We start from the raw sequence: 12,095 nt of genomic DNA, 5'->3' as shown, positions 1-12,095 counted from the left end.
CAGCCTCTCAAAGTGAAATAAAGCTCCTTAACCCGAACTGAGGTTAAAATAGCCTCAAAGCATTGATAAATCAATATTTTTCAGTTATTCAGCAGACCCTAAATAAAGGGTAAGGTGGGCAGTGCCCAACCTACTTATTACTTATTACTTATTACTTATTACTTAATAACACCACCGCACCCGATACTAGTAACACAGGAGTTAACCAGTCACCCCAACGCACATATAAGGTCTGAGTTTGCCGTTTATAAATCGTTTCTGCTTTAATTTCATAGGTATTATGTCCCGATATCCACAGGGTTTCGCCGTGAGGGTTGACAAAAGCCGAATATCCAGTATTTGTTGCCCTCACAGCCCATCTATCGGTTTCAATGGCTCGCATAATATCCTGAGCATGATGTTGAGCTGGCATGGCAGCACTATAATGGGCATCATTAGAAGGACTGAGGATAAATTGCCCTCCCGCAGCAGCTTGACGACGAAATCTTTCCGAGAATGCAGACTCATAGCAGATGGTGACAATTGCCTTTCCCAAGGGGGTATCAAACTCTTGATTAGCAGCACCGTGGACTTGATTTTCTTTGAGAGGTGACAATCTGTTGATAATACCACCCAAAATTTCCTTGAAGGGAACGTACTCGCCAATAGGTACTAATTTGGCTTTGTCATAACGGCTAAAAACTTTTCCCTCACCTGTAATCGTAAATAAACTGTTTGTATACTCACCGCTTTTCTGTTCAGCAAAACCGCCAACCCAAGCAACTACACCTTTTTCCTTAACTGCTGTTACCAAGGGGCTAGCCATAATTCGGGGCTGAAAGAAAGGTAAGGCTCCTTCTGGAGTAAGTACTGCTTCTACTCCTTGCTCTACTAAGTTTAAATACCCCCTAGTGTAACCTGCGATCGCTTGACGAAAACCTTCTGGATATAATTTAATTGTGTTGGGTATGTTACCTTGAACAACTCCCACTTTTAAGGCTGTGGCTATTGGTTGATTTAAAGGCAGGCTATACAAACCCCAACCAATGAGATGGGCTATGAGAAATAGGGTAAAAGGTAATAGGTAAGGAGTAAAGTTTTTGCTTTTATCCTTTGCTTGACTATATATTAATGCCTCTGCAATTAAGCCATTAACTGCCACTATTACGGCTGTGACGGTACTAGGGCCAGCAAATTGACCCAGATGTAAAATTACTAAATTATGGGGACTTTGGGTGTAAGCTAGGGAAGTCCACCATAAAGGGCCCATACTCCAAATTGCTTCTAAAGCACACCATAGAGCTGTACCAATGAGAATAGAAACCAATCCATTCAACTGACTTGTGGGTTTCCTAGTCTTTTGCTTGTTTGTCAGCCAAAGGGTTCCCATTGCCCAAATCCCTACTAATACCGCTCCCCACATGGTAATAAATGCCCAACAAAACAAGGCAATCCCTAAACTTGCTAGCCAAGGAACCCCCATCCAAGTCATGGGATGAATACCAGTAATCCAGGAAAGGGCGACACCATGATAGCCAATCCCCCAAGCCAGGGATAGGAAAAATAAATGGAGCGATGGATTTTTTATTTGCTTCCCACCGAAAACTATCAGCCACAAAGGGACTAGGGCAAACCATGCTAAAAACCATGCTTCTACAGGAGCAACGGTTAGCCCCATGACAATACCACTGAGGAAAGTTGTAATGATTTTGGATGTGAAGGTTTTGAGCACAAGTAATAAGTAATAAGTAATAAGTAATAAGCAATAAGTTTAATATTCTATTGTTTACTCCTAAGAAACACATAATTATTGCGAAAATTATCATCTGTAAACCTTGTTATTCCGTAGGGTGGGCAATGCCCACCTTACTCTGATTGAGAAGGTGCAAGATATGTGTTTACCTAAACTTGACTCAAGTTAAACCTCATCTACCTTGAGAACTGTAGTTTTCGATCCAGGAATTTGGGATTGCTACTCTGCGAGAAGCCTCTACGCGTCTACGGAGCGTCGCAATGACACATCCAAATAATCATCAACTCCAGGTTTCAACATGAACGGGGTTTAACCACTGTCAAGGTAATTCTTATCTTATTACTTAATTATGGCAATCTGGTTAAATTTCAATCCTAAAGCTTTAACCGATAAAAAATCACCTTCCCTTTCCAATCTTCCTCCACAAACACCAAATACTCCCCATTCCGACGACGCACCGCCCGAATACCATAGGGAATATCAATCCAACCACTCTCCCCCGCCACCTCTTTCCCTGGCTTGAGAGTCTTCACCAACTTCCCACTATCAGCCCGATAAATATAAACCTCCGCCGTCTTAAAGGTAACTAAAAATACATAATTCCCCGCCACACTCATGCTCGCTGTGAGTAACTCCTCCTTTCCTTGGGGATTATAGGGGACTTGTAACCGCCACCGCAGTCGAGGATTTCTCGTACTCCACTTGTCATAACGAACTAGTTCCGAACCATACCACTTAGAGTCATCCCTGATAGCTGGGTGTTCCTTGGTAAACCCAGATAAATACATTGTATCTGTTTCTGGTATATATTCAATCCGACGTAAGTCAGTAAAAATACTGGGAGTTTTTTGCTTTTCCATCGTACTGTAGGTATAGATGGGATTTCCCTTTACATCCACTCCCTGTACGGGATAATGGCGAATCCCCACACCATCATGGGTGCGTAAAGTCTTCCATACATCCCCTTTACTATCTACCCACCAACCACCAAGGTAGGGATAATCCTGGCTACTATCATACTCTCCCTGATCAAAAGCACCATTACCATTGCGATCGCGCCATATCCATTCTCCCTGATTTGGTTGCAATGGTGGCCAATTCCCGGAAATTGCTTTACCACCTCTACCATTTGTCCCCACAAACATCCCCGATGGGATGGCGATTTCCCCATCTGTTTTACCATTGAAGCGATAAATTTCCAGGAAACTATTATACATATCTGTGAGGAACATAAAACGCTTACCCTGGATGCGGCGAAAGAAGACAGAGGTAGGGGAGGTATGTAAGCGAGGATCTTGGGGATATTTGAAGGGGTTTAAGGTGTAGCCTTTGTATGTCCATTGTTTACCCACAGGTTGACTGTAGTTCATCCGAAAACGTTCTTGTTTGGCGAATACATCTAATCCGTCGGTTTGCGGATCAATATCTGCATTATCGACAAAATGCAAACTCAGTAATCGCCATTGCAGTTTTCCTGACGGGGAGAACTTACGTAAATCTGTACCACCATGCAACCCACTATTAACATAAATATTTCCCCTAGCATCTGCACCCACCCCACTCAAATCATAGAGTTTCAAATCTGCAATCTTACCCGGAACCCCAGCATACACCCCTCCCTTAGTCCCCAAAGTCCCGACTAATTTAGGTGTGCGGCGAATATCATAAATCAACACCTGCTGACGGACACCATTATCTGTGACTAATAATCTACCACCTCTATCACATGCGATCGCTGTTGGTTTCCCTACATTGGTAATCGTTCCTGGTAAATGCTTCCCGGAAGGGGAATAATGGAGAATCTTGTGATTATTTGCTTGAATCACCCACAAATTCCCCCTTCTATCCGTGGTGATTTTTCCGGGATGGGAAATGGGGAAATTACCAACCTGCTTACCAAAATTACTGGTACTGTAGATCTGAACCCTGTTAGCTGCTCCATCGCTGACATATAAACGTTGATTAGCCACAGCCAATCCCGTAATAGCAGCCTTGGTACTAACAATTAGCATACTCTGATCCCAACCCCGTCCCCCAGCAAAAGGTGCAGGTGTACCAGATAAATTGTATCTGCGTACAGCATACCAAGTAGTTCCCGGTGGAGGATAATCTTTGCCTTGAGCATTCCTTTCCGCCGATTGTTGCATGGCGACATACATATACATTCCATCCACAGTGATGGCTTTACCTCCATGTCTTCCCCAGCCATGCAAATCCTCAGCTTTTCCTACAACATCACCATTTTGATAAATACCGACTTCCCTACCAGCTTCATCCCACACACTATTGGTATAAATCTTACCATCCCTAGTAACTTCCATCCCTTCAATCTTGATTTGTACCCACTTATCACCACCGCCAAAACTATTACCAATCCAGGAAGTTTTGTAAGCGATCGCAGATACTCCACTGCTAGTAAAATAAACTGCTATTATCCCCACAATAATGGGTACAATTTGGATAATTTTTTTCCGCCAAAAAGACCTCTGTTGAGCAAGAGATTTGAGAGTTGTCAGTATTTGCATTTTTATAATTTGTATATTTTGTTAATGTGGAAATGCAACTTAGAAGAAGGCAGGGGGCAGGGGGCAGGGAGCAAGGGGCAGGGAGCAGGGGGAAAGAAGATTCTACTTAGGTAATTGGCGGTACAAATTATTTTTCATTTGGACTGCCTTCTGCCTTGCTCGAAGGGCAGATAATATTGGGAAAAATCTGGTTACTCATATTTCCAACTTTTCTAAAAAGTCGGTGTTCTAATCTCAAGAATGGGAATCTAAATTAACTGGAAATGAATGTTTATATTCAAATTATCTAAGATTTAAATAAACTAAACCAAGTTCACCAAAACTTTATTAAAAGAATATATTTTTTTATCCGGATATTTTTATTTCTGTTTGTAGAGAATTGATTCAATAATAAATAAAGATAAAAAAGTCATAATAGATACATCATTTTTATTATTTTTTTGGTTTGATTAAAGACTCATTGCATGGCCAATTATTTATTATTTATTTCGTAGGGTGGGCAGTGCCCAACTTACTTCCAAAAAAAGATGACAAACACAGCTGACATCAAGATACATAATGAACAGCAAAAAATATCACCTGCATCCATTTTATGCTTAGGATTAGGGTGGTTCCCTCAAACACCAGGGGGACTAGAAAGATATATATATGAATTAACTCAACAACTAGCTGCTAATCAAGACAAAATAAATTTATGTGGCATAGATTTGCCAAATAGCCAATTATATGAAAATATCAATTTCATTAATTTAGCAACATCAAACCAATCTATCTGGCAAAGACTACATTCTGTACGTAGTAACTTTAAAAAGATAAATACCAAAAATCTAGACGCAATTAACTTACATTTTGCCCTATACAGTTTACCAATTTTAGATTTATTACCACCAAAAATACCAATAACCTTTAACTTTCATGGTCCTTGGGCAGATGAGAGTCATGCTGAAGGAAACAATAAACTGGGTGTATTTCTCAAGAGATTCCTGATAGAAAAACAAGTTTATCAAAAATGCAATCGCTTTATAGTTCTCAGTCAAGCATTTGGGAAAATATTACATGAACAATATCAAATTCCTGGAGATAAAATTCATGTAATTCCTGGAGGAGTTAATATTGAGAAATTTCAACCAAACTTCTCACCAATTGAAGCTAGACAACAATTAGGATGGCACGAAGATAGACCAATTATATTTACTTCCCGACGTTTAGTACAACGAGTAGGGGTAGATAAACTATTAACAGCCCTATCAATAATTAAACCCAAAATACCAGATATTTGGTTAGCGATCGCCGGACGTGGTAACTTACAATTAGCACTACAAAATCAAGCTATTGAACTGGGATTAAATAACAATGTGAAATTCTTAGGATTTCTCCCAGATGAGCATTTACCAATAGCCTATCAAGCCGCCGATTTAACAGTTATACCTAGCCAATCCTTTGAAGGGTTCGGATTAGCAATAGTCGAATCCCTAGCCTGTGGTACTCCCGTTGTATGTACTCCCATTGGAGGAATGCCAGAAATATTAACACCATTCTCACCAGACTTAATCACTTCTTCCATTTCAGCAGAAGATATCGCCGCCAAATTATCACAAATCCTATTAGGAGAAATATCCAAACCCTCCAGAGAATCGTGTCGCCAGTATGCAGTAGATAAATTTAATTGGTACAAAATAGCCCAACAAATCCGCCATATCATTTTGAGTGATGGAGTGATGGAGTGAGGGAGTGAGGGAGTGAGGGAGTGAGGGAGTGAGGGAGTGATGGAAATATGAGTATAAATCACCCTCCTTCCCTCTTCCCCTCTTTCCCTCTCTTCTCTGCGTGAGACAAAAAACCATATATTTTATTTTTTTACTATATAAATGAAAATATTATTCCTAGATCAAAGTGGTAAACCGGGCGGAGCGGAACTATGCTTACTAGACATCGCCAAACCCTACCGACATACTAGCTTAATAGCCTTATTTGCTGATGGCGACTTCAGAAACCTTCTACAAAAATCCCATATCCCTGTCCAAATCCTCACCAACCAAACTATCAAAACCCGCAAACAAAGTAACCTAATCCAAGGATTAACCAGCCTCACCCAAATAATCCCTCTCATAACCAAACTCATACCCATCGCCAAAAAATATGATCTGATTTACGCCAACACCCAAAAAGCACTAGTTGTCGGCACATTAACCAGCTTCCTCAGCCAACGCCCCCTGGTTTACCACCTACATGACATCCTTTGCACCACCCATTTCAGCAAAACTAATCTCACCCTAGCCATTACCCTAGCCAATCGCTTCGCATCCCTAGTAATAGCCAACTCCCAAGCCAGTCAAACCGCCTTCATTCAAGCAGGAGGAAATCCCAATCTCGTCCAAGTCGTATATAACGGCTTTAATTCCCAAAAATATCAAATTCCTGACAACATAGTCCAACAAACTAAGCAAGAATTAGACATAGCAGATAAATTTGTCATTGGACATTTCAGCCGTCTTGCACCGTGGAAAGGACAACATATATTAATCGCAGCCTTAGCTAAATGCCCCCCCCAAGTCACAGCCATCCTAGTGGGTGACGCACTCTTTGGCGAACATGATTATGTACAGCAACTACACCAACAAGTCAGAGAATTAGGCTTAGAACATCGAGTCAAATTCTTGGGATTTCGCCATGATATCCCCCAACTGATGACAACCTGCGATATTGTTACCCATACCTCCACCTCCCCCGAACCCTTCGGTAGAGTCATTGTAGAAGCCATGCTATGTGGGAAAACCGTAATCGCTGCTCAAGCTGGGGGAGCAATGGAATTAGTTGAACATGGTAAAACTGGTTTCCTGGTTACTCCTGAAAATATCGAGGAACTAGCACACACAATTACCCAATGCTACAAACACCCAGAAAATATTATAGCGATCGCTAACCAAGCCCGTACTACCGCTAGCCAAAGATTTGATATCAAGAGCATCAATCAACAAATTTCTCAACTACTTTGTCAACTAAAGTGAGTCAAAAATGAATCAGATTACAACTACAACATCAAATCCTAGTCCCCAAACTGAAGAAACTACACTCGACTTTGGTAATACTGTTAATGGTGGTAGTGGTAATCAAAATTTTGATGGGAATGTTAATGAGATTGAAACTGTTGACTATAGCCAAGCTACTACAAGTGTTGATATTAACTTAGAGGCTGGTATAACTACTTATAATGTCGCCCCGGAAAATGAAACGCCACTCACCATAATGCCTTTAGGAGACTCCATTACCGAAGGCTATTTAGACTCAGATACAGGTGGATGTCGTGATGATTTATACAGTATATTAACTGACAAAGGCTATAACGTTGATTTTGTTGGTGATCGAGGGCGCGGAGATGGTAACTTTGATCAACACCATGCTGGTGTGAGTGGTGAAAGAATTGACCAAGTTAGCGATCGCGTTGATGGTCTATTAGATACCTATCAACCTGATATAGTGTTATTAATGATTGGTACTAACGACATCTTGCAAAATAACAACCTGGAAGATGCACCCAATCGATTAAGCAGTTTAATTGACCAAATTACCAATCAATCCCCGGATACCCAGGTAATTGTCAGTTCCATTCCTCCCGATAAAAACTCTGATAGACAAGAGTTAGTAGACCAATATAATGCCCTAATTCCCGAGATTGTTGAGAGTAAAAGAGCTGCGGGTAAAAACGTTAGTTTCGTCGATACCTCCAGTTCTATGAATACTGAGGACTTGGAAGACGACGTTCACCCCACTCCCACAGGTAACAATAAAATAGCTCGTTCTTGGTATGAAGGGATTCGTGACATTAATACTGCCGACAATGACGATAATACTCCAGGAGATACCCTCAGTAATATCGATAATATTATTGGCACATCCTACAATGATGTGTTGACAGGTAATAGCAGCGATAATATTCTCGTTGGTGAGGCAGGTAATGATACCCTCACTGGTGGTGCTGGAATAGACCAATTTGCGATCGGAGCCGCAAATGGTCTGGATACAATTACAGATTTTCAAGTGGGTGAAGATGTATTGGTGCTTACAAATGGTTTAACCTACGAAGAGATTAATATTGTATCTGCCGGGGATTTTGGATATAACTCCCGGTATAGTTTGATTCTCAACCCAAATCAGGAACAATTAGCCCTATTGATTGGGGTTCAGCCAGACGTTCTTAGCTCTGATAATTTTATTACTTCTACTTGATAATACTAATTTTAATAATGCTTTCAATGTACAAATTATTTGCAAGGGCACGGCACCAGTAAGATACCTGTATATATTGAAAGATTGTGGATGCCGTGCCCCTACTTTGAATTGGTATTATTACTTATTACTTGCCCGTATCGCTATATGGAGATGTGTATTTACTAGTTAAAAAGGGTAAAGGCTCCTGAGCGAACTCCCTCCCGATTGGGTTAAATCGGATTAGAAATAAATCTTGTAGTGCGGGCATCTTGCCCGCTTTGTATTTAAAGGGAGCTGTCCGGCTCCCACTACGGAAATTAATTGGAATAACTATACGATTTAGCAATCCCACTATTACTAGTTGCTTATTTCTTGATTGAATATTGAGATAGTTCCTCACTTGCTGATGGCAAATTCATGATCTCAAATTGCTCATCTAGTTTACGGTATGGTTTCTTACCAAACCCATGTTTAATCAACTTAACAATCCAATGTTGGAAATTATCAATATAGGTAAACAGTACGGGAACTACTACCAGAGTGAGCAAAGTAGAAGTGGTAAAACCACCGATAATTCCAATTCCCATAGATTGTCGAACTTCCGAACCCGCCCCCAAACCCAATGCTAAGGGAAATGTACCAGCAATGGTAGAAAGGGAAGTCATTAAAATGGGACGCAGTCGAGAAACTCCAGCTTCTATCAATGCTTGACGTTGGGATTTACCTTTTTCTAAGCCAATGATTGTGTAATCGACCAAGAGAATTGAGTTTTTGGTGACAATTCCTAACAGCAAAACAACACCAATAATTGCATATAATCCTAAGGCTTTTTGGGTAATTAGTAATGCTAACAATGTACCCCCCAAACAGAAGGGTAAGGCTGCCATAATTGTGATGGGATGCAGGAAGTTGTTATATAGCAAAACCAGAATTGCATAAATAAATATTAATGCCATTCCTAATGCGCCACCAAAACGGCTGAAAATATCTGCCATAATCTTGGCATCACCGGAGTTTTGTTGGGTGACTCCTGGTGGTAAGTTTTGCATTGCTGGTAGTTGCTGCACCTTTTCTAAGGCTTTTCCTAAAGAAATACCTTGTAAGTTCGCCTCGACGGAAACTAAACGGGAACGGTTGAAACGGTTGATGGTTGCAGGACTATTACCAAAGCGGATATCTGCAACTGCTTGGAGGGGAACTAAACCACCATTTTGAGTAGGTATTTGCAGATTTTTAATAGTATTTATATCTTCTCTGGCTTGGGGGTCAATTTGCACTCGAATGGGGATTTGTCGATCTGGTAAATTATATTTAGCTAAATTTGCTTCATTATCACCTATGGTAGCTAAAGATGCAGTACGAGCGATCGCTTGCACTGTCACACCCAAGTCGGCGGCGCGTTGGGGATTGGGAATTACTAATATCTCTGGCTTTACTAAGGTTGCACTAGAAGAAACTTCCACTAAACCAGATAAACCCCGCATCTGTTTTTCTAAATCTGTGGCTGTTTGATTTAACGCCTGGGGATTTTCACTACGAATAAGGATAGTTAAACCTTTGCTACCACTCACAGATGCTAAGTTTTGAAAACTAATTTTAGCTCCAGGAATTGATGTAAACTCTTTCCTAATCTCGTTCTCAAACTCTTTTTGGGAAATAGTTCTGCCTTCTTCTTTTGATTTTATATTAATAGTTAAAGCAGCAGAATTCACCTCTTGTGAGGCAAACACAGATTCGACTAATGGGTTTGCTTGAAACAGATTGGTGACTTGGGTGACTACCTTTTTGGTATCTTTTAATGTGGAACTGGGAGGAAGCTCTATATTGACGTTGGAAATACCAATGTCACCACTATCAATTAAGCCCTTGGGAATCAAAGGAACTAGCATTAAACTAGCAATAAAAAATGACAGAGCAATACCTAGGGTGGTTAACCTGTGGCGCAGTGCCCATTGCAAGGTGGATTTATAGGGTTGGAAGCGACGGGAGGAAGAGGAGGAAAAGAGGGAAGGAGGGAAAGAGGGAAAGAGTCTTTTTTTGTATCTCCCTTGTCTGGTTGTCCCCTTCTCACCTTTTCCTATTCCCTTCTCTGATTTATGTTTTAATAAATACGCTCCCATCATGGGTGTAACCATCCGTGCTACCAAGGTAGAGAAGACTGTGGCAGCGGAAACCGTAACAGCAAAGGGCTGGAAAAACTGACCAGTAACACCACCTAAAAAAGCCACTGGTAAAAATACGGCAATCACTGTTGCCGATGTAGCAATCACTGCCAGACCCATTTCTGCGGAAGAATCAAAGGCAGCTTGACGGGGGGTTTTACCCATGCCCAAATGCCGTTCCATATTTTCAATTTCTACCACCGCATCATCTACCAAGTTCCCTACAGCTAGACCCAATGCTAATAAGGTCATATTGTTGAGGGTATAACCCAGGAGATACTGGACGGCAAAGGTAGGGATAATTGATAAAGGTAAGGTAACGGCTGTAATTAATGTTGCTCGCCAATCCCGTAAAAAAAGTAAAATTACTACCACTGCCAACACAGAGGCAACAATTAATTCATCCATCGTGCTTTTGTAGGATTGACGGACGAAGGTAGATCTGGTAGAAATTAAGCTGACTTTAACATCAGGTGGCAGGGTTTTCCCCAATTCGGCGATCGCAGCTTTAACTCCCTCATCCACCGTTACCATCACACTACCAGTACTGCGTAAGACCTGGAAACCCACCACGGGTTTATTATTTAAACTGGCACTTTGGCGGACATCTGCAAAACTATCTTCTACAGTTCCTAAGCTGGATAAGGGTACAGAACCACCCCCAGGTAGAAGAATTTCGTAGGTTTTGAGGACATTGACACTAGATGCATTACCCAAGGTTCTGATAGTTTGTTCCTTACCCCCAATCTCAGCCCTTCCCCCTGGAAGATTAATATTTAATGCGCGAATTTGGTCATTAACTTGGGTAGCGGTAATGTCTAAAGATGCTAAACGGTTGGGGTTGAGATTAATCCGAATTTCCCTGTCAACTCCACCCACACGCTTAATTTGTGATACACCCTTAACAGATAGTAAAGTGCGGCTGATGGTTTGGTCTACCAGGTTACTTAATTCTTCCACCGATTGTTTGTCGGAACTCACCACGTAGGACATAATGGGGCCACCAGTAAATTCCAAACGTTGGACAATGGGGTCATTAATATCTGGGGGTAAACTTTGGCGAATTTGAGCCACCGCATTGCGAACATCATTAGTGGCGCGATCTGTATTTGTCCCTATGACAAAGTTAATAGTAGTATTAGAAACACCATCACTCACAGTAGAACGCAGCTCATCAATATTTCCTAAGCCAGCCACAGCATCTTCAATTTTTTTCGTGACTTGGCTTTCCAGTTCTGCGGGAACACTACCTGGTTGAGTCACTGTAACTTGGACTGTGGGAATATCAATATTAGGATTAGTATCAATTCCCAAAGAGTTGAAAGAGAACCAACCAAATAACGTTATAACTAAAAATAAAACGATTGTGGGAATCGGTTTTTTAATTGACCATGCAGAGATATTAAAAGACATAGAAAAGTTGGTGGTTGGTGGTTGGTGGTTGTTAGTTGTTAGTTGTTAGTTGGT

Annotated in this window: 6 protein-coding genes; 3 read left to right on the top strand and 3 right to left on the bottom strand. The window is 41.1% G+C overall.

Annotation, left to right across the window (positions count from 1 at the left end):
* Positions 1–151: 151 nt before the first annotated feature.
* Both lnt and CALSC_RS04925 read right to left on the bottom strand, forming a co-directional pair.
* The gene (lnt, locus tag CALSC_RS04930; protein WP_088240291.1) at positions 152–1,657 is read right to left on the bottom strand and encodes an apolipoprotein N-acyltransferase; all 1,506 of its coding nucleotides are present in this window, start codon (positions 1,655–1,657) and stop codon (positions 152–154) included.
* A 449-nt stretch (positions 1,658–2,106) separates the two neighbouring features.
* A complete protein-coding gene (locus CALSC_RS04925) occupies positions 2,107–4,257 on the bottom strand; it encodes an NHL repeat-containing protein (protein ID WP_088240290.1) in 2,151 nt (716 codons plus the stop codon).
* A 527-nt stretch (positions 4,258–4,784) separates the two neighbouring features.
* On the opposite strand from CALSC_RS04925, the gene CALSC_RS04920 reads away from it, so the two are divergent.
* From CALSC_RS04920 to CALSC_RS04910, 3 genes are all read left to right on the top strand, one after another.
* The gene (locus CALSC_RS04920; RefSeq protein WP_088240289.1) at positions 4,785–5,984 is read left to right on the top strand and encodes a glycosyltransferase family 4 protein; all 1,200 of its coding nucleotides are present in this window, start codon (positions 4,785–4,787) and stop codon (positions 5,982–5,984) included.
* A gap of 141 nt (positions 5,985–6,125) precedes the next feature.
* Positions 6,126–7,265, top strand: coding sequence for a glycosyltransferase family 4 protein (locus CALSC_RS04915; protein ID WP_088240288.1), 1,140 nt, complete (start codon positions 6,126–6,128; stop codon positions 7,263–7,265).
* A gap of 7 nt (positions 7,266–7,272) precedes the next feature.
* Positions 7,273–8,484, top strand: a complete 1,212-nt coding sequence (locus tag CALSC_RS04910) for a GDSL-type esterase/lipase family protein (protein ID WP_088240287.1) — start codon at positions 7,273–7,275, stop codon at positions 8,482–8,484.
* 347 nt (positions 8,485–8,831) lie between these two features.
* Here the strand turns inward: CALSC_RS04910 and CALSC_RS04905 are convergent, their stop codons facing one another.
* Complete coding sequence (locus tag CALSC_RS04905) at positions 8,832–12,041, bottom strand: efflux RND transporter permease subunit (protein ID WP_088240286.1); 3,210 nt, start codon at positions 12,039–12,041, stop codon at positions 8,832–8,834.
* Positions 12,042–12,095: the final 54 nt, after the last annotated feature.

This window comes from Calothrix rhizosoleniae SC01 (assembly GCF_900185595.1).
In the GTDB taxonomy this organism is placed as follows: Bacteria; Cyanobacteriota; Cyanobacteriia; order Cyanobacteriales; family Nostocaceae; genus Calothrix_A; species Calothrix_A rhizosoleniae.
Note: the sequence above shows the minus strand (reverse complement) of the source record. Positions and strands in the feature narration are given on the sequence as shown.

Coding starts and splice junctions, on each gene's coding strand:
- lnt (WP_088240291.1), bottom strand. CDS start 1,657: ATGGGGCTAACCGTTGCTCCTGTAGAAGCATGGTTTTTAGCATGGTTT.
- CALSC_RS04925 (WP_088240290.1), bottom strand. CDS start 4,257: ATGCAAATACTGACAACTCTCAAATCTCTTGCTCAACAGAGGTCTTTT.
- CALSC_RS04920 (WP_088240289.1), top strand. CDS start 4,785: ATGACAAACACAGCTGACATCAAGATACATAATGAACAGCAAAAAATA.
- CALSC_RS04915 (WP_088240288.1), top strand. CDS start 6,126: ATGAAAATATTATTCCTAGATCAAAGTGGTAAACCGGGCGGAGCGGAA.
- CALSC_RS04910 (WP_088240287.1), top strand. CDS start 7,273: ATGAATCAGATTACAACTACAACATCAAATCCTAGTCCCCAAACTGAA.
- CALSC_RS04905 (WP_088240286.1), bottom strand. CDS start 12,041: ATGTCTTTTAATATCTCTGCATGGTCAATTAAAAAACCGATTCCCACA.